Origin of the sequence: Cupriavidus pampae (genome assembly GCF_914271485.1) — a bacterium.
Classification (GTDB): Bacteria; Pseudomonadota; Gammaproteobacteria; order Burkholderiales; family Burkholderiaceae; genus Cupriavidus; species Cupriavidus pampae.
On the sequence record NZ_CAJZAG010000007.1, the window covers coordinates 62,282 to 81,206 of the forward strand.

The 18,925-nt window shown below is 62.4% G+C and carries 19 protein-coding genes and 1 tRNA gene; 19 read left to right on the forward strand and 1 reads right to left on the reverse strand.

What is annotated here, in order from left to right:
• The first annotated feature begins 79 nt into the window (after positions 1-79).
• From LDO41_RS17910 to LDO41_RS17940, 7 genes are all read left to right on the forward strand, one after another.
• The gene (locus LDO41_RS17910; protein WP_223990632.1) at positions 80-1,843 is read left to right on the forward strand and encodes an acetolactate synthase 3 catalytic subunit; all 1,764 of its coding nucleotides are present in this window, start codon (positions 80-82) and stop codon (positions 1,841-1,843) included.
• Positions 1,843-2,334: an acetolactate synthase small subunit gene (gene ilvN, locus LDO41_RS17915; protein ID WP_223990633.1), complete on the forward strand. Its 492-nt coding sequence runs from the start codon at positions 1,843-1,845 to the stop codon at positions 2,332-2,334. Before LDO41_RS17910 ends, ilvN begins: the two co-directional genes overlap by 1 nt.
• Before the next feature lie 86 nt (positions 2,335-2,420).
• Entirely contained in the window at positions 2,421-3,437 is a 1,017-nt protein-coding gene (ilvC, locus tag LDO41_RS17920; RefSeq protein WP_223990635.1) for a ketol-acid reductoisomerase, read from the forward strand.
• 171 nt (positions 3,438-3,608) lie between these two features.
• Positions 3,609-4,262, forward strand: coding sequence for a phosphatidylserine decarboxylase (locus LDO41_RS17925; RefSeq protein WP_223990637.1), 654 nt, complete (start codon positions 3,609-3,611; stop codon positions 4,260-4,262).
• Positions 4,263-4,287: 25 nt separating this feature from the next.
• Positions 4,288-5,190: a CDP-diacylglycerol--serine O-phosphatidyltransferase gene (gene pssA, locus LDO41_RS17930; RefSeq protein ID WP_223990639.1), complete on the forward strand. Its 903-nt coding sequence runs from the start codon at positions 4,288-4,290 to the stop codon at positions 5,188-5,190.
• A gap of 75 nt (positions 5,191-5,265) precedes the next feature.
• Positions 5,266-5,766: a peptidoglycan-binding protein LysM gene (gene lysM / locus LDO41_RS17935; protein WP_223990641.1), complete on the forward strand. Its 501-nt coding sequence runs from the start codon at positions 5,266-5,268 to the stop codon at positions 5,764-5,766.
• Between the two features lie 261 nt (positions 5,767-6,027).
• The gene (locus tag LDO41_RS17940; RefSeq protein WP_223990643.1) at positions 6,028-7,569 is read left to right on the forward strand and encodes a 2-isopropylmalate synthase; all 1,542 of its coding nucleotides are present in this window, start codon (positions 6,028-6,030) and stop codon (positions 7,567-7,569) included.
• A 123-nt stretch (positions 7,570-7,692) separates the two neighbouring features.
• Here LDO41_RS17940 and LDO41_RS17945 read toward each other — a convergent pair whose 3' ends face one another.
• The gene (locus LDO41_RS17945; protein ID WP_223990645.1) at positions 7,693-8,187 is read right to left on the reverse strand and encodes a hypothetical protein; all 495 of its coding nucleotides are present in this window, start codon (positions 8,185-8,187) and stop codon (positions 7,693-7,695) included.
• A gap of 322 nt (positions 8,188-8,509) precedes the next feature.
• On the opposite strand from LDO41_RS17945, the gene rpsO reads away from it, so the two are divergent.
• The 12 genes from rpsO (at position 8,510) to nuoF (ending at position 18,918) form a co-directional block, all read left to right on the forward strand.
• Complete coding sequence (gene rpsO, locus LDO41_RS17950; protein WP_223990647.1) at positions 8,510-8,779, forward strand: 30S ribosomal protein S15; 270 nt, start codon at positions 8,510-8,512, stop codon at positions 8,777-8,779.
• A 435-nt stretch (positions 8,780-9,214) separates the two neighbouring features.
• Positions 9,215-11,371, forward strand: coding sequence for a polyribonucleotide nucleotidyltransferase (pnp, locus tag LDO41_RS17955; RefSeq protein WP_223990649.1), 2,157 nt, complete (start codon positions 9,215-9,217; stop codon positions 11,369-11,371).
• A gap of 92 nt (positions 11,372-11,463) precedes the next feature.
• Complete coding sequence (locus LDO41_RS17960) at positions 11,464-12,468, forward strand: NAD(P)H-quinone oxidoreductase (protein ID WP_223990651.1); 1,005 nt, start codon at positions 11,464-11,466, stop codon at positions 12,466-12,468.
• Positions 12,469-12,519: 51 nt separating this feature from the next.
• A complete protein-coding gene (tpiA, locus tag LDO41_RS17965; protein WP_223990653.1) occupies positions 12,520-13,272 on the forward strand; it encodes a triose-phosphate isomerase in 753 nt (250 codons plus the stop codon).
• 46 nt (positions 13,273-13,318) lie between these two features.
• The gene (gene secG / locus LDO41_RS17970; protein ID WP_223990655.1) at positions 13,319-13,690 is read left to right on the forward strand and encodes a preprotein translocase subunit SecG; all 372 of its coding nucleotides are present in this window, start codon (positions 13,319-13,321) and stop codon (positions 13,688-13,690) included.
• Positions 13,691-13,878: 188 nt separating this feature from the next.
• A tRNA-Leu gene (locus LDO41_RS17975) sits at positions 13,879-13,963 on the forward strand.
• A 300-nt stretch (positions 13,964-14,263) separates the two neighbouring features.
• Positions 14,264-14,623, forward strand: coding sequence for an NADH-quinone oxidoreductase subunit A (locus tag LDO41_RS17980; protein ID WP_223990657.1), 360 nt, complete (start codon positions 14,264-14,266; stop codon positions 14,621-14,623).
• A gap of 6 nt (positions 14,624-14,629) precedes the next feature.
• Positions 14,630-15,112 carry a NuoB/complex I 20 kDa subunit family protein gene (locus LDO41_RS17985; protein WP_223990659.1) on the forward strand — a complete coding sequence of 161 codons (483 nt, stop codon included), beginning with the start codon at positions 14,630-14,632 and terminating at the stop codon, positions 15,110-15,112.
• Positions 15,113-15,114: 2 nt separating this feature from the next.
• Complete coding sequence (locus LDO41_RS17990; RefSeq protein ID WP_223990661.1) at positions 15,115-15,714, forward strand: NADH-quinone oxidoreductase subunit C; 600 nt, start codon at positions 15,115-15,117, stop codon at positions 15,712-15,714.
• A gap of 8 nt (positions 15,715-15,722) precedes the next feature.
• Entirely contained in the window at positions 15,723-16,976 is a 1,254-nt protein-coding gene (locus LDO41_RS17995; protein ID WP_223990663.1) for an NADH-quinone oxidoreductase subunit D, read from the forward strand.
• Positions 16,977-17,111: 135 nt separating this feature from the next.
• The gene (gene nuoE, locus LDO41_RS18000) at positions 17,112-17,612 is read left to right on the forward strand and encodes an NADH-quinone oxidoreductase subunit NuoE (protein WP_223990665.1); all 501 of its coding nucleotides are present in this window, start codon (positions 17,112-17,114) and stop codon (positions 17,610-17,612) included.
• 1 nt (position 17,613) lies between these two features.
• Positions 17,614-18,918: an NADH-quinone oxidoreductase subunit NuoF gene (gene nuoF / locus LDO41_RS18005; RefSeq protein WP_223990667.1), complete on the forward strand. Its 1,305-nt coding sequence runs from the start codon at positions 17,614-17,616 to the stop codon at positions 18,916-18,918.
• The last annotated feature ends 7 nt before the right edge of the window (positions 18,919-18,925 follow it).

Here is an 18,925-nt window from a genome sequence, read left to right on the forward strand (position 1 = left end):
GCGCACCGCTTGAACCCGAGCCACAAGCCCGGCAGAGAGCATCCAAACAATTTTTTGCCGAAAATTGCAAAGGACTGAAATGAATATGCCCAGCGCGGAATTTTCCCACGCAGACAGCAATGCCTCCTCCGCCCCCGAAATGATCGGCGCGGAAATCCTCGTTCATGCACTTGCCGAAGAAGGCGTCGAGTACGTCTGGGGTTACCCCGGCGGCGCAGTGCTCTATATCTACGACGAGCTCCACAAGCAAACCAAATTCGAGCACATCCTGGTGCGCCACGAGCAGGCTGCCGTTCATGCCGCCGATGGCTATGCACGCGCGACCGGCAAGGTTGGCGTAGCGCTGGTGACCTCGGGCCCCGGCGTGACGAACGCCGTGACCGGTATCGCCACTGCTTATCTGGACTCGATCCCGCTGGTAGTGATTACTGGCAACGTGCCCACGCACGCGATCGGCCAGGACGCATTTCAGGAGTGCGACACGGTTGGCATCACACGACCGATCGTCAAGCACAACTTCCTCGTGAAGGATGTGCGCGACCTCGCCGCGACCATCAAGAAGGCGTTCTTTATCGCCGCCACCGGCCGTCCCGGTCCGGTCGTGGTGGATATCCCCAAGGACGTGTCGCGCAACGCATGCCGCTTCGAGTATCCGAAGGCTATCGACATGCGTTCGTACAACCCGGTGAACAAGGGTCACTCGGGCCAGATCCGCAAGGCCGTGACGCTGCTGCAGCAGGCCGAACGTCCGTTCATCTACACGGGCGGCGGCGTGGTACTGGCCAATGCCAGTGAAGAACTGCGTCAGCTGGCGGCTCTCACCGGCCATCCGGTCACCAACACGCTGATGGGTCTGGGCGCGTTCCCGGGCACGAGCAAGCAGTTCGTCGGCATGCTTGGCATGCACGGCACGTATGAAGCCAACATGGCCATGCAGAACTGCGACGTGCTGATCGCGATTGGCGCGCGCTTCGACGACCGCGTGATCGGCAACCCGGCGCACTTCACCGCGCAGGCACGCAAGATCATCCATATCGATATCGACCCGTCGTCGATCTCGAAGCGCGTCAAGGTGGATATCCCCATCGTCGGCAACGTCAAGGATGTGCTGCAGGAACTGATCGCGCAGCTGCAGGCCAGCGACGTGAAGCCCAAGCGCGAGGCGCTCGCCAAGTGGTGGGACCAGATCGAGCAATGGCGTTCGGTGGACTGCCTCAAGTACGACCGCAGCTCCGAGATCATCAAACCACAGTATGTGGTCGAGAAGATCTGGGAACTGACCAAGGGCGATGCGTTCATCTGCTCGGATGTGGGCCAGCATCAGATGTGGGCCGCGCAGTTCTACAAGTTCGACCAGCCGCGCCGCTGGATCAACTCGGGTGGCCTCGGCACGATGGGTGTGGGCCTGCCGTACGCGATGGGCATCAAGAAGGCGTTCCCGGACAAGGAAGTGGTCACCATTACCGGCGAAGGCTCGATCCAGATGTGCATTCAGGAACTGTCGACGTGCAAGCAGTACGACACGCCGGTCAAGATCTGCTCGCTGAACAACGGCTATCTGGGCATGGTGCGTCAATGGCAGGAGATCGAGTACGACAACCGTTACTCGCACTCGTACATGGACGCGCTGCCTGACTTCGTCAAGCTGGCCGAAGCCTATGGTCATATCGGCATGCGCGTGGAGCGCTCGGCCGACGTGGAGCCCGCGCTGCGCGAAGCGTTCCGCCTGAAGGACCGTACCGTGTTCCTGGACTTCCAGACCGATCCGACCGAAAACGTGTGGCCGATGGTTCAGAGTGGCAAGGGTATCTCCGAAATGCTGCTTGGCTCGGAGGACCTGTAATGCGCCATATCATTTCCGTTTTGCTGGAGAACGAACCCGGCGCGCTGTCGCGCGTGGTGGGCCTGTTCTCCGCGCGTGGCTACAACATCGAAACGCTGACGGTGGCACCTACCGAGGATGCATCGCTGTCACGGATGACCATCGTGACCAGTGGGTCGGATGACGTGATCGAACAGATCACGAAGCATCTGAACCGCCTGGTCGAGGTGGTCAAGGTAGTGGACCTGACCGAAGGCGCGCATATCGAGCGCGAGCTGATGCTCGTGAAGGTGCGCGCGGTCGGCAAGGAACGCGAGGAGTTGAAGCGTACCGCGGACATTTTCCGTGGCCGCATCATCGATGTGACCGAGAAAACGTACACCATCGAGCTGACCGGCAACGGCGGCAAGCTGGATGCGTTCCTCGACGCGATCGACCGTACGGCGATCCTGGAGACTGTCCGCACTGGCGGCTCCGGAATCGGTCGTGGCGAGCGCATTCTGAAGGTCTGACCGGCGCCCCCGGCAGCGGCGGCAACCGTCCACGGTGACGGGCCGCCACCCCAATATCCCAGATCAAAGCAATTGAAGGAACCATCATGAAAGTGTTTTACGACAAGGACGCGGACCTCTCCCTGATCAAGGGCAAGAACGTCACCATCATCGGCTACGGCTCGCAAGGCCACGCCCACGCCCAGAACCTGAAGGATTCGGGCGTGAACGTGACGGTGGGTCTGCGCAAGAGCGGCGCGTCGTGGAACAAGGCCGTCAACGCCGGCCTGCAGGTGAAGGAAGTGGCCGAGGCCGTGAAGGGTGCGGACGTGGTCATGATCCTGCTGCCGGACGAGCAGATCGCCGACGTGTACAAGAACGAAGTGCATGACAACATCAAGGAAGGCGCCGCCCTGGCGTTTGCCCACGGCTTCAACGTGCACTACGGCGCCGTGATCCCGCGTGCCGACCTCGACGTGATCATGATCGCGCCGAAGGCCCCGGGCCACACCGTGCGTTCGACGTACGCGCAAGGTGGCGGCGTGCCGCACCTGATCGCCGTGCATCAGAACAAGTCGGGCGCCGCGCGCGACATCGCGCTGTCGTACGCCACTGCCAACGGCGGCGGCCGTGCCGGCATCATCGAGACGAACTTCCGCGAAGAAACCGAAACCGATCTGTTCGGCGAGCAGGCCGTGCTGTGCGGCGGTACCGTCGAGCTGATCAAGGCTGGTTTCGAAACGCTGGTGGAAGCCGGCTACGCGCCGGAAATGGCGTACTTCGAGTGCCTGCACGAACTGAAGCTGATCGTCGACCTGATCTATGAAGGCGGCATCGCCAACATGAACTACTCGATCTCGAACAACGCCGAGTACGGCGAGTACGTCACCGGCCCGCGCGTCGTGACCGAAGAGACCAAGAAGGCCATGAAGCAGTGCCTGACGGACATCCAGACCGGCGAGTACGCCAAGAGCTTCCTGCTCGAGAACAAGGCCGGTGCCCCGACCCTGATCTCGCGCCGTCGCCTGACGTCCGAGCACCAGATCGAGGAAGTCGGCGCGAAGCTGCGCGCGATGATGCCTTGGATCGCCAAGAACAAGCTGGTTGACCAGTCGAAGAACTAAGACGCAGCCGCAAGGCAGCGTGGCCGCGCACGACAGGGCGGCCACACTGTCCTGAAGCCGCCCACCGTACCGCCCACCCCGTCCGGTCCAACCCGGCGGGTGCGATTTTGGCGGTGCCTGGGCGGCTTTTTGTTATCCTGTCGCCGTGAATGAACTTCTGACCATATTTGCATGAACTATCCTCATCCGCTGATCGCCCGTGAAGGCTGGCCATTCCTGGCCGGCGCATTCGTCATCTCGCTGCTGGTGCACGTCAGCGCGGGCTTCTGGTGGGCGCTGCCGCTGTGGATCATCACGCTGTTCGTGCTGCAGTTCTTCCGCGATCCGCCGCGCCCGATTCCGTCGGCGGCGAACGCGATCCTCGCGCCGGCCGATGGCCGCATCGTCGTGGTGGAGAAGACGCAGGACCCGTATGCGGGCCGCGAAGCCCTCAAGATCAGCGTGTTCATGAACGTGTTTAACGTTCACTCGAATCGCTCCTCGCTCGACGGCAAAGTCGAGAAACTCGAATACTTCCCGGGCAAGTTCGTCAACGCGGACCTGGACAAGGCCTCCGTGGAAAACGAGCGCAATGCGCTGGTCATCCGCCGCACGGCCGACGGCCAGATCGTCACGCTGGTACAGGTGGCCGGTCTGGTGGCGCGGCGTATCCTGTGCTACACCAAGGTGGGAGACACGCTTTCGCGCGGCCAGCGTTATGGCTTTATCCGTTTTGGTTCGCGCGTCGACGTGTACCTGCCGGTGGATGCGCGCCCGCGCGTGACGATCGGCGAGAAGGTTTCGGCGTCGTCCACCGTGCTCGCCGAACTCGACGAACTGAAATAAGCCGCCCCCGGGACTGGAGACTGGCATGGGTGCTTTCAATCGCCGCAACAAGCGCGCCAACAATGGCAACGTGACGCATCTGCGTCCGTTCCGCCATAACCAGCTGCGCAACGACAGTACGTACGACAATGGCTTCGACGATGCCGAGGAGCACGACGACGATGTCGAGTACGTGCGTCCGCGGCCCCGCCGCCGCGGCATTTACCTGCTGCCCAACGCGTTCACCACGGCGGCGCTGTTCGCCGGGTTCTTCGCGATCGTGCAGGCCATGAACCAGCGCTTCGACGTCGCGGCCATCGCGATCTTCGCGGCGATGGTGCTCGATGGCATGGACGGCCGCGTGGCACGCATCACCAACACGCAGAGCGCGTTCGGCGAGCAGTACGACTCGCTCTCCGACATGACATCGTTTGGCGTGGCGCCCGCGCTGGTCATGTACGAATGGATCCTGCACGACCTCGGCAAATGGGGCTGGATTGCCGCCTTCGTGTACTGCACGTGCGCGGCACTGCGGCTCGCGCGCTTCAACGCGAATATCGGCGTGGTCGACAAGCGCTTCTTCCAGGGCATGCCGAGCCCGGCCGCGGCCGCGCTGGTGGCGGGCTTCGTCTGGCTCGTGATCGACAACAAGCTGCCGGTCAAGGAACTGTGGATGCCATGGGTGGCGTTCGCGCTCACGCTCTATGCGGGCCTGTCGATGGTCTCCAACGCGCCGTTCTACAGCGGCAAGGCCCTCGACGTGCGCTATCGTGTGCCGTTCGGCATGATGGTGCTGGTGCTCGTGCTGTTCGTGGTGGTGTCGACCGACCCGCCGGTCGCGCTGTTTGGCCTGTTCGTGGCCTATGCGATCTCGGGCTACGTGTTGTGGGCCTGGCGTGCGCTGCACGGTCAGCCCGGCGGCGTGCGCAAGGGCGGCGCTCCGCACTGATGTCTTGCCTCCTCCCGGTGGAGGAGGTTGCAACATTCGTTCTTGATTCACCTTATTTCACGTAGGGAGGATGTCATGGGCATGTTCGACTTCATCAGGGAAGCAGGCGAGAAGCTGTTCGGCAAGGGCGAGGCCAAGGCGGCGCAGGAAGCTGCCAAGGCGGATGCTTCGGCCGAGAAGGTCGAGGCCGCCAATCGCACGGCCGGCGATTCGATCGAGGCGTATATCAAGCAGATGGGCCTCGACGCGACGGGCCTGACTGTGACGGTGGATGGATCGCAGGGCAAGGTGACCGTGTTCGGCGTGGCGCCGGATCAGGCCACGCGCGAGAAGATCGTGCTTTGCTGCGGCAATGTCGAAGGCGTGGATCAGGTCGAGGACAAGATGTCCGTCAGCACCGAGTCCCCCGAATCGCAGTGGCATACGGTGGTGAAGGGCGATACGTTGTGGGCGATTTCGCAGGCGGCCTATGGCAATGGCGCCGAATACAACCGCATCTTCGAGGCCAACAAACCGATGCTGTCGCACCCGGACAAGATCTATCCGGGACAGAAATTGCGCATCCCGCCGAAATAAACGACCCGAGTTGCACGGTTTTGGCAAACCGGCTATAGTCGCCAACATGATTTCGCTGCACTCCCTATTCTCGCTCGCACTACTGGGTAGCCTACTAGGCAGCCCGGTCGGGACGCGCGCGCGCTAAGGGAAGACAGGAAGACGTTTTTTCCCAGCGCGAAATCCACAAGGATTCTTTCACGCCCCGGCCTGCATCGATTGCACGCCGGGGCGTTTTGCATTCTGGCCGGCACAATATAAAAGTCTCAGGAGCTCCACAAAATGTCTGACAAACTCATCATTTTCGACACGACCTTGCGTGACGGCGAACAATCGCCGGGCGCCTCGATGACGCGCGAGGAAAAGATCCGCATCGCGCGCCAGCTGGAGCGCCTGAAGGTCGACGTGATCGAAGCGGGCTTTGCCGCGAGCTCCAATGGCGACTTCGAAGCGATTCGTTCGATCGCCCAGGTGGTGAAGGATTCGACGATCTGCTCGCTGGCCCGCGCCAACGACAAGGACATCGCGCGTGCGGCAGAGGCCCTCAAGCCCGCCAATTCGTTCCGTATCCACACGTTCATCGCCACCTCCGCGCTGCACATGGAGAAGAAGCTGCGCATGACGCCCGATCAGGTCTATGAGCAGGCGCGCCTCGCGGTGCGTTTCGCGCGTCAGTTCACCGATGACATCGAGTTCTCGCCCGAAGATGGCAGCCGTTCGGATATGGACTTCCTGTGCCGTGTGCTCGAAGGCGTGATTGCCGAAGGCGCGACCACCATCAACCTGCCGGATACGGTGGGCTATGCGGTGCCGGAAGGCTACGCAGGTTTGATCCGTTCGGTGCGCGAGCGCATTCCGAACTCGGACAAGGCCGTGTGGTCGGTGCACTGCCATAACGACCTTGGCATGGCCGTGGCGAACTCGCTGGCCGCGGTCAAGCTCGGCGGCGCGCGTCAGGTCGAATGCACGATCAATGGTCTGGGCGAGCGTGCCGGCAACACCAGCCTCGAAGAGGTGGTGATGGCCGTGAAGACGCGCCGCGACTACTTCGACATGGACGTCGGCATCGATACCACGCAGATCGTGCCGGCGTCGAAGCTGGTGTCGCAGATCACGGGTTTCGTGGTGCAGCCGAACAAGGCCGTGGTCGGCGCCAATGCTTTCGCGCACGCGTCGGGCATCCATCAGGATGGGGTGCTCAAGGCGCGCGACACGTACGAGATCATGCGCGCGGAAGACGTGGGTTGGACCGCCAACAAGATCGTGCTGGGCAAGCTGTCGGGCCGCAACGCGTTCAAGCAGCGCCTGCAGGAACTCGGCATCGAGCTCGAGAGCGAGGCCGAAGTCAACGCCGCGTTCGCGCGCTTCAAGGAGCTCGCGGATCAGAAGGCCGAGATCTTCGACGAAGACATCGAGGCGATCGTGTCCGGCGAGGCCAGTGCCGCGGCCAACGAACACTTCCGCTTTATCTCGCTGTCGCAGCGCTCGGAGACGGGCGAGCGTCCGCATGCGCGCGTGGTGTTCAGCATGGACGGCCACGAGCATACCGGCGAGGGTGACGGCAACGGTCCGGTGGATGCCACGCTGCACGCGATTGAAGGCAAGGTCGTCAGCGGCGCCGAGCTCGTGCTGTATTCGGTGAACGCGATCACGACCGGCACGGAAGCGCAGGGCGAAGTGACCGTGCGCCTGTCGAAGGGTGGCCGCATCGTCAACGGCGTGGGCACCGATCCCGATATCGTGGCGGCTTCGGCCAAGGCCTATCTGGCCGCGCTCAACAAGCTGCACGACAAGGCTGTGCAGAAGATCAATCCGCAAATCTGACGGCAGACGCCTGCGGCATTCGGCTGCGCGCTCACGAGGCGCGTACGCGGACATCAAAAAAGCCCGCCATCGCGTATCGCGCGATGGCGGGCTTTTCCATTGCGGCGGCTCAAGCCGGTCGCATCAGTGGCGGTCGGAGCGGTCGCGCAACGGGTCGGGGGTGATCTGCGTCTGGCGCAGCACGCCGCTGTCGTCGAAGTAGAAGTTGAACATCGAGTACCACATCCGGTCCTGGAAGAAGCGGTAGGTCCAGACCTCGCGCTTCATCAGCGGGAAGTATTGGTTGGGCTCGCGCGGCGCGCCGAAGTGCTCGAGCACGTCCTGCTTGGTCCAGACGTTGACCTGCGACTTGTAGAGCTCGGTCGTGGTCAGCATGTTGCGGAAATCGGTCAGGTTGCCGTTGCGGTCGAACGTGGCCGCGTAGGCGTCTTCGCCCATGGGCTGCTTCGAGTAGATCCAGCGCGTGGTGCCGTCCTTGAGCTGGAACATGTCGGTGGGCTGGCCGAACGTGGCCTGCACCGCGCTTTGCGGCTGGCCGATCAGCTTCTGACCGGTTTCGACCGGTGCCAGCACCGTGCATGCGGCAAGCGTGGCAACAAGCGCGACGGCGGCCGACATGTGAAAAAGGCGGTGGCAAAAGCGACGGATGAGGCGCGGAAGGCGAGGGGGGAGGGCGGTCATGGCGGAAAATCTTCAGCGGATACCGCCAGTGTAGTCGGTGCTCAAGACGTTGTGGCGCCGACGTGGCTTTTGGCGCGGCGGGCGGCACGCGAGTAGTACGCATAAGAAGGGCGAAAGTACGTGTTTCGCCGCGCGCGGGAATTCGGCTATAATGCGCGGCTATCGTTTGCCGGGAGTCCGGTGGGCGATGGAGCTGGCACGACGCCGGCGGCGCATTCCGCGCTGCGGCGTTCGCAAGTGAAACAGAAAGGAAATCATCATGGCATTTGCCAACATCGACAAGACTGAAGTCATCAAGCAGTTCGCGCGCGGCGCGACCGACACGGGCAGCCCCGAAGTTCAGGTGGCCCTGCTGACCACCCGCATCAACGAACTGACCCCGCACTTCAAGGCGAACATGAAGGATCACCACAGCCGCCGCGGTCTGCTGCGCATGGTGAGCCGTCGTCGTCGTCTGCTGGACTACCTCAAGGCCACCGATGCCGACCGTTATCGCGCCCTGATCGAAAAGCTGGGTCTGCGTAAGTAAGATCGCAAAAAAGGTCGCGCGGATGGTGACACCAACCCTGCACGCACTTTTGCACGGTTTCGCGTGAGGCCTCGATGCCTGCGTCAGCGTTGCTGAGGCAGGCATTTTGCTTTTCTGGCGGCTGCGTGACTGTCGTACCTGTTTGCACCCGTTGCACCACGTCGTGTAACGGAGTAAGTTGTTTCGCTCTTTAGCTCCGAGACACCGGAGCCGGAACCAAAGAACCGGGGCCTTGTGTCATTCCATCGCGGGTACATCATTGGCGACATTTGCGACCCAGATGTTTGCGACCAAATATGGTGGCGCGATGGAATGGCATAGCACTTCCCTGCGACTGCGGCCGGCGACAATCCGGCAGTACGCCTGCGGCTGTGAACGCAGGCGCGGCGCGTCCATGCATGGGCATGGCGCGTCAGCACGAATCAAGGAACGCTCATGACCATGTTCAATAAGATCGTCAAGGAATTCCAGTGGGGCCAGCATACGGTCCGCATGGAAACCGGCGAAATCGCCCGCCAGGCTGGCGGCGCCGTGATCGTCGATGTGGAAGACACCGTGGTGCTGGCCACCGTCGTGGCCGCCAAGAACCCGAAGCCGGGCCAGGACTTCTTCCCGCTGACCGTCGACTACATCGAGAAGACCTACGCGGCCGGCAAGATCCCCGGTGGCTTCTTCAAGCGTGAAGGCCGTCCGTCGGAGAACGAGACGCTGACCTCGCGCCTGATCGACCGTCCGCTGCGTCCGCTGTTCCCGGAAGGCTTCTACAACGAAGTCCAGGTGGTGATCCACGTGGTCTCGATCAACCCCGAAGTGCCGGCTGACATCCCCGCGCTGATCGGTGCCTCGGCCGCGCTGGCCATCTCGGGCATTCCGTTCAGTGGCCCGGTGGGCGCCGCACGTGTGGGCTACAAGGATGGCCAGTACCTGCTGAACCCGACCCGTTCGCAGATCGCCACGTCGGAACTGGACCTCGTGGTCGCCGGTACCGAGCGCGCTGTGCTGATGGTGGAATCGGAAGCCAAGCAACTGTCGGAAGACGTGATGCTGGGCGCCGTGGTGTACGGTCACGAGCAGATGCAGATCGCGATCAACGCGATTCACGAACTCGTGCGCGAAGGCGGCAAGCCTGAGTGGGACTGGGCACCGGCCGCCAAGAACGAGCCGCTGATCGCCAAGGTGAGCGAGGTCGCTCTGCCGCTGCTGCAGGAAGCGTATCAACTGCGCCAGAAGTCGGCCCGCAGCCAGAAGCTGAAGGAAGTTTTCGCAGCCGTGGATGCCAAGCTGGTTGAAGCTGGCGTGACCGCCGAGAAGGTGGAAGTCGGTAACATCCTGTTCGACCTCGAAGCGAAGATCGTGCGTGGCCAGATCCTGGCCGGCGAGCCGCGTATCGACGGCCGCGACACGCGCACCGTGCGCCCGATCGAGATCCGTTCGTCGGTGCTGCCGCGCGCTCACGGTTCCGCGCTGTTCACGCGTGGTGAAACGCAGGCACTCGTGGTGGCCACGCTGGGCACCAAGAGCGACGAGCAGATCATCGACGCGCTGGCCGGCGAGTACCGCGATCGCTTCATGCTCCACTACAACATGCCTCCGTTCGCCACCGGCGAAACCGGTCGCGTGGGTAGCCCGAAGCGCCGCGAAATCGGTCACGGCCGTCTGGCCAAGCGCGCGCTGATTCCGGTGCTGCCGGCCGACGACGAATTCGCGTACACGATTCGTCTGGTCTCGGAAATCACCGAATCGAACGGTTCGTCGTCGATGGCTTCGGTCTGCGGCGGCTGCCTGGCACTGATGGACGCGGGCGTTCCGGTGAAGGCGCACGTCGCTGGCGTGGCCATGGGCCTGATCCTCGAAGGCAACAAGTTCGCCGTGCTGACCGACATCCTTGGCGATGAAGATCACCTTGGCGACATGGACTTCAAGGTGGCCGGCACGGATTCGGGCATCACCGCGCTGCAGATGGACATCAAGGTCCAGGGCATCACCAAGGAGATCATGCAGGTTGCGCTGGCACAGGCACGCGAAGGCCGCATGACGATCCTGAACGCCATGCAGGGCGCGATGGGCCATGCGCGCACCGAGCTGTCGGAGCACGCACCGCGCATGATCACGATGAAGATCCATCCGGACAAGATCCGCGAAGTGATCGGCAAGGGCGGCTCGACCATCCAGGCGCTGACCAAGGAAACGGGCACGACCATCGACATCCAGGAAGACGGCACGATCACGATCGCGTCGACGTCGACCGATGGCATGGCCGAAGCCAAGCGCCGCATCGAAGGCATTACCGCGGAAGCCGAAGTGGGCAAGATCTACGCCGGTACCGTGCTGAAGCTGCTGGACTTCGGTGCCATCGTGAATATCCTGCCGGGCAAGGACGGTCTGCTGCATATCTCGGAAATCGTCAACGAGCGCGTGAAGGACATCAAGGACTGGCTGAAGGAAGGCCAGCACGTGCGCGTGAAGCTGATTCAGGCCGACGAGAAGGGTCGTCTGCGCCTGTCGCTGAAGGCAGCGCTGGCGGAAGAGGGCGGCAGCATCAGCCCGATCGTGCAACAAGGTGATGCGCCTTCGAGCAATGATCAGCAGTAATCAGTAGTAGCAGGAATAAAAAAGCGGCTGGCGATGTCCAGCCGCTTTTTTGTTTACACTCCGGGACAACAAAATCGAGAGGAGTCCCCGAGATGAAAGCCATCGAGATCCGTGAATACGGTGCCCCCGACGTCCTGCAACTGACCGAGCGTCCCGATCCGGTCGCGAAGGCCGGCGAGGTCCTGATTCGCGTGGCCGCCGCGGGCGTCAATCGTCCCGACGTGTTCCAGCGCACGGGCAACTATCCGGTGCCGCCGGGCGCGTCCGATCTGCCGGGTCTCGAGGTGGCGGGTGTCGTCGTGGGTGGTGATCTTGCCCATGCAGCCAATCGATTCGGTCTCAAGGTTGGCGATCGCGTCTGTGCGCTGGTGCAGGGCGGTGGCTATGCGGAGCTGTGCACCGCGCCGATCGAGCAGGTACTTCCCGTGCCGGCCGGCCTCAGCGATATCGAGGCGGCGGGTTTGCCGGAGACGTTCTTCACCGTGTGGAGCAACGTGTTCGACCGCGGTCTGCTGGGCAAGGGTCCGCGCGGCGCGCAGGAAACGCTGCTGATCCAGGGCGGTTCCAGCGGCATCGGTACTACCGCGATCCAGATCGCCAAGGCGATGGGCTTCAAGGTATTCGTCACGGCGGGCACCGATGACAAGTGCAAGGCCTGCGAGGCGCTCGGCGCCGATCGCGCGATCAACTACAAGACACAGGACTTCGCGGCCGAGGTCAAGGCACTGACCGAGGGCAAGGGCGTTGATGTGATTCTCGACATGGTCGCTGGTTCGTACCTCGCGCGCGAACTGTCGTGCATCGCCGATGACGGCCGCATCGTGATCATCGCGCTGCTGGGCGGTGGCAAGGCGGAGATTCCGCTGAGCGACGTGCTGCGTCGTCGCATCACGATCACCGGTTCCACGCTGCGTCCCCGTCCGCCCGCATTCAAGGGGGCGATTGCCGATGCGCTCCACAAGAACGTGTGGCCGCTGCTCGCCGCCGGCAAGATCAAGCCGGTGATCCACAAGGTGTTCCCGGCCGCGCAGGCTGCCGATGCGCATCGGCTCATGGAATCGAGCGAGCACGTGGGCAAGATCATGCTCACGTGGTAAATGCCGGGGCCGCGCGCTACAATAGCGGGTTTTTGATCGAGAGGGGGCCCCGTGAGACAAAAGCTGGTCATCGGCAACTGGAAGCTGCACGGCAGCCTTGCCGCCAACGCGGCACTGCTGGACGGTATCAAGGCGGCACCGGCACCGGCGCGGGCGCGTCTCGCGGTGTGCGCGCCGTTCCCCTACCTGGCCCAGTGCCAGGCGGTGTTGTCCGGCACGACGATCGGCTGGGGTGCTCAGGATGTGTCCGCGGAAACGCGCGGTGCATTCACGGGTGAAGTGGCTGCGCCGATGCTCGCCGAGTTCGGTTGCGCCTATGTGCTCGTGGGTCACTCGGAGCGCCGCTCGTATCATGGTGAGACCGATGCCATCGTCGCGGCCAAGACGCTGCGCGCGCTGGAATCGGGGCTGACGCCGGTGGTCTGCGTGGGCGAGACGCTCGCGCAGCGCGAGGCGGGCGAGACGGAAGCGGTGGTGGGTCGTCAGTTGGCCGCGGTACTCGATGCGCTCTCTATCGAGCAGCTTGGTCGGATCGTGCTGGCCTATGAGCCCGTCTGGGCCATCGGTACCGGCAAGACCGCGACCAGCGAGCAGGCCCAGGCCGTGCACGCGTATCTGCGCAAGCAGGTAGTTGCGCATGGTGAAGGTTTTGCCGATGTGGCCGCGCGACTGCAGATCCTGTACGGCGGCAGCGTGAAGCCCGATAATGCGGCCGAACTGTTTTCGATGTCCGATATCGACGGAGGCCTGATTGGTGGCGCTTCGTTGAAGGCGGAAGATTTCTTGGCGATCGGCAACGCCTGAGTGCCGAACGCATGGATGGATCAGGCAAGCGAACGAATGTAATCACATGGCAATCTTCAAGACATTGTTAGTACTGGTGCAGGTCCTGTCGGCGCTCGGCGTGATCGGCCTGGTGCTGCTGCAGCATGGCAAGGGCGCGGACGTCGGTGCGGCGTTTGGCTCGGGCGCCTCGGGCAGTCTGTTCGGGGCCACGGGCTCCGCGAACTTCCTGTCGCGTACCACCGCGGTGCTGGCCTCGCTGTTCTTCGTCAGCACGCTGGGTCTGACGCTGCTTGGCAACTACAAGCCGCAGACTTCGCTGGGCGTGATGGGTGCGGGTCCGCAAACGACACCGGCTTCGGCGGTGACGGCTGCTTCCGCACCGGCCGCGGCTTCGGATGCATCGTCCGCGCCCGCAGCCCCCGCTGTTCCGAAATAATTGGCCTGCTCTGGCGAGGATTCCTGATTAAATTTGCAGTTGTGCATTGAACAAATCAGGAATCTTGAGTTAGAATGCAAGGCTTGAAACGATTCCCCAGCGACGGGAACCAAGCGAGAGAAAAACACTCTCGCAAGGGGACCGGAGGGTGTAAAAACCCGGCGCAAGGCAATATTGTTTCTCCCCCAGCCGACGTGGTGAAATTGGTAGACACGCTATCTTGAGGGGGTAGTGGCGAAAGCTGTGCGAGTTCGAGTCTCGCCGTCGGCACCAAAAAACTTGATCGGAGCCCGAAGTGGAAACATGGCTCCGGATGTGTGAAACCGCTTTGTAGAATCTGCGCAACGTACGCGCGGAATCTAAGAGCCCGTGCAACGTACGCGCGGAGTCTCGGCGGGCAAATTTCACAAGAACGTTCTTCAGGAATGTTCTATCCGGACCGATAATCCGCAGGGGGCTCCGGCAGTCCGCAAGGCGGCGCCGTAATCTAGACGGAATGGCGCTTGGGGTGGGCAACAGAACGCCGCTTCAGCTGGTGCTGTTGACAACATTCCAGATAAGGCTGGCCGTACCTTGACTCTCGAAGCCTACTTCCCCGTCCTCATCTTTATCCTCTTTGGCACCGTGCTCGGTCTGGCACTGATGTCCATCGGTCGGATACTCGGTCCCAACAAACCTGATCCCGCGAAGCTGTCGCCGTACGAGTGCGGCTTCGAAGCATTCGAGGATGCGCGCATGAAGTTCGACGTGCGCTACTACCTCATCGCCATCCTGTTCATCCTGTTCGATCTCGAGACGGCCTTCCTGTTTCCGTGGGGCGTTGCCCTCAAGGATATCGGCTGGCCCGGGTTCTTCGCGATGGGCGTGTTTCTGCTGGAATTCATCGTGGGCTTCGTCTACATCTGGAAAAAGGGCGCGCTCGATTGGGAGTGATGTGAAATGGCAATCGAAGGCGTTCTCAACGAAGGCTTTGTCACGACTACCGCTGACAAGCTGATCAATTGGACCCGCACGGGGTCGCTGTGGCCGATGACGTTTGGCCTGGCCTGCTGTGCCGTGGAAATGATGCATGCCGGCGCCGCGCGCTATGACCTCGACCGTTTCGGTGTGGTCTTCCGCCCGTCGCCCCGCCAGTCGGACGTGATGATCGTCGCCGGCACGCTGTGCAACAAGATGGCGCCCGCGCTGCGCAAGGTCTACGACCAGATGGCCGAGCCGCGCTGGGTGATCTCGATGGGCTCGTGCGCCAATGGCGGCGGCTACTACCACTACTCGTATTCGGTGGTGCGTGGTTGTGACCGCATCGTGCCGGTCGACATCTATGTTCCGGGCTGCCCGCCGACGGCGGAAGCGCTGATCTATGGCGTGATTCAGCTCCAGAACAAGATTCGCCGCACCAACACCATCGCGCGCAAGGTCTGATAATGGCGACCCTCGATACTCTCAAGGCAGCGCTCGAAAAGGTTCTCGGCAAGCGTGTGCAATCGCTGACCGAATCGATCGGCGAACTGACGCTGGTCGTGAAGGCCGCGGACTACCTCGAAGTCGCACAACTGCTGCGTGACGATCCTTCGCTGCGTTTCGAGCAGCTGATCGATCTCTGCGGCGTGGATTACTCCGACTACGCCGAGGGCACGTGGGACGGTCTGCGTTTCGCGGCGGTTTCGCACCTGCTGTCCATCACGCATAACTGGCGTCTGCGCGTGCGCGTGTTCGCGCCGGACGACGATCTGCCCGTGGTGGCATCGGTGATCGACGTGTGGAACGCGGCGAACTGGTTCGAGCGCGAAGCGTTCGACTTCTACGGCATCGTGTTCGAAGGCCATCCGGATCTGCGTCGCCTGCTGACCGACTACGGTTTTGTTGGCCACCCGTTCCGCAAGGATTTCCCGGTGTCCGGCTACGTCGAGATGCGCTATGACCCGGAACAGAAACGGGTCATCTATCAGCCGGTGACGATCGAGCCGCGCGAAATCACGCCACGCGTGATTCGCGAGGAAAACTACGGCGGAACGCAGCACTAAATCGCGCCATGGCAGATATCAAGAACTACACCCTCAACTTCGGCCCCCAACACCCTGCAGCCCACGGCGTGCTGCGGCTGGTGCTTGAACTGGACGGCGAAGTGATCCAGCGCGCCGACCCCCACATCGGCCTGCTGCACCGTGCCACCGAGAAGCTGGCGGAACAGAAGACCTGGATTCAGAGCGTGCCGTACATGGATCGTCTCGACTACGTGTCGATGATGGTCAACGAGCATGCCTACGTGATGGCGATCGAGCGCATGCTCGGGATCGAAGTGCCCATCCGCGCGCAGTACATCCGCGTGATGTTCGACGAGATCACCCGTCTGCTGAACCACCTGATGTGGATCGGCGCCCACGCGCTGGACGTCGGCGCGATGGCGGTGTTCCTGTACGCGTTCCGCGAGCGCGAGGACATGTTCGACATGTACGAAGCGGTGTCGGGCGCGCGCATGCACGCGGCCTACTATCGTCCGGGCGGTGTCTATCGCGACCTGCCCGACACGATGCCGCAATACCGTGCGTCGAAGATCCACAACGAGCGCGCCATCAAGGCAATGAACGAAGCGCGTTCGGGCTCGCTGCTGGACTTCATCGAAGACTTCACTAACCGGTTCCCGACCTACGTCGACGAATACGAGACGCTGCTGACCGATAACCGTATCTGGAAGCAGCGCCTGGTGGACGTGGGCGTGGTGAGCCCGGAGCGCGCGCTGCAGATGGGCTTTACCGGTCCGATGCTGCGTGGTTCGGGCATCGAGTGGGATCTGCGCAAGACGCAGCCCTACGAGGTGTACGACAAGGTTGAGTTCGACGTGCCGGTCGGCGTTGGCGGCGACTGCTACGCGCGCTATCTGGTGCGCGTGGAAGAGATGCGCCAGTCGACCCGCATCATCAAGCAATGCGTGGACTGGCTGCGCCGCAACCCGGGTCCGGTGATCACCGAGAACCACAAGGTGGCACCGCCGTCGCGCGTCGAGATGAAGTCGAACATGGAAGAGCTGATTCACCATTTCAAGCTCTTCACCGAAGGTATTCACGTGCCGCCGGGCGAAGCCTACGCAGCCGTGGAACATCCGAAGGGCGAGTTTGGCATTTATGCGATCTCGGACGGCGCGAACAAGCCGTACCGCCTGAAGATTCGCGCGCCCGGTTTTGCTCACCTCGCGGCCCTCGACGAGATGGCCAAGGGGCACATGATTGCGGATGCGGTCACGATCATCGGCACGCAGGACATCGTGTTCGGCGAGATCGACCGCTAAAGATTTGGGCCGTCGCCCGGACGACGATCCGGGCATGACGGCGGCCAACTGGCGGAACAAGGCAGCGACGGCTGCAAACCAGCGAAGGTGCCGCGTGGAATGACACGGGGCGCTCGCCGTTTTACTGCAATGACCATGCTATCAGCAGAAGCTCTCAAGGAAATCGATCGCGCGATCGCGAAGTATCCGACCGACCAGAAACAGTCGGCCGTGATGGCGGCGCTCGCCGTTGCGCAGGGCGAGGTGGGTTGGGTTTCCCCCGAAGTCATGCAGTTCGTCGCGAGCTACCTCGAGATGCCACCCGTGTGGGTGGAAGAGGTGGCGACGTTCTACAACATGTACGACACCAAGCCGGTGGGCAAGTACAAGCTGACGGTCTGCACCAACCTGCCGTGCGCGCTTTCGGGCGGCGAACGCGCGGGCGACTACCTCAAGCAGAAGCTTGGCATCGACTACAACGAAACCACCGCGGACGGCTGCTTCACGCTGAAGGAAGGCGAGTGCATGGGCGCTTGCGGCGACGCACCGGTGGCCATCGTCAACAACACCCGCATGTGCAGCTTCATGAGCAACGACAAGCTCGACGCACTGGTCGACGAACTGCGTGCCGAAGCCGCCGCCAAGGGGGGCAAGTAACATGACTAGTCTGCACGACCGTCATATCAAGCCGCTGATCCTGGCCGGCCTGGACGGCAAGAACTGGCACCTCGAGGATTACGTCGCGCGTGGCGGCTACAAGCAGCTGCGCCGTATCCTGACCGAGAAGATTCCGCCCGAGCAGGTGATTGCCGACGTCAAGGCGTCGGGTCTGCGCGGCCGTGGCGGCGCGGGCTTCCCGACCGGCCTGAAGTGGAGCTTCATGCCGCGTCAGTTCCCGGGACAGAAGTACCTGGTCTGCAATACCGATGAAGGCGAACCTGGCACGTTCAAGGATCGCGACATCATTCGCTACAACCCGCATTCGCTGATCGAAGGCATGGCCATCGGCGCGTACGCGATGGGCATCACCGTGGGGTACAACTATATCCACGGCGAGATCTGGAACGAGTACAAGATCTTCGAGGAAGCACTCGAGGAAGCGCGTGCCGCCGGTTTCCTTGGCGACAACATCCTCGGTTCGGGCTTCAACTTCCAGCTGCATGCGCACCATGGCTATGGCGCGTATATCTGCGGCGAGGAAACTGCACTGCTCGAATCGCTCGAAGGCAAGAAGGGCCAGCCGCGCTTCAAGCCGCCGTTCCCGGCGAGCTTTGGCCTGTATGGCAAGCCGACGACGATCAACAACACCGAGACTTTCGCGGCGGTGCCGTTCCTGCTGGAGATCGGTCCGGAGAACTACCTGAAGATGGGCAAGCCGAACAACGGCGGCTCCAAGATCTTCTCGATCTCCGGCGATATCGAGCGCCCGGGCAATTACGAGATTCCGCTGGGCACGCCGTTCTCGACGCTGCTCGAGCTGGCCGGCGGCATGCGCGGCGGCAAGCGCATCAAGGCCGTGATTCCTGGCGGTTCGTCGGCACCGGTGGTGCCGGGCGACATGATGATGGCAACGGACATGGATTACGACTCGATCGCCAAGGCCGGCTCGATGCTGGGCTCGGGCGCCGTGATCGTCATGGACGAGACGCGCTGCATGGTGCGTTCGCTGCTGCGTCTGTCGTATTTCTACTTTGAAGAATCGTGCGGTCAGTGCACGCCGTGCCGCGAGGGCACCGGCTGGCTCTATCGCATGGTCAATCGCATTGAACACGGAGAAGGCCGCCAGGAAGACCTGGACCTGCTCAATAACGTTGCCGAAAACATCATGGGCCGCACGATTTGCGCGCTCGGCGATGCGGCGGCGATGCCGGTGCGCGGCATGCTCAAGCACTACTGGAAAGAGTTCGAATATCACGTCGAACACAAGCATTGCATGGTCCCGGCCCACCCGGCCCACTCCTAAGCGTGGC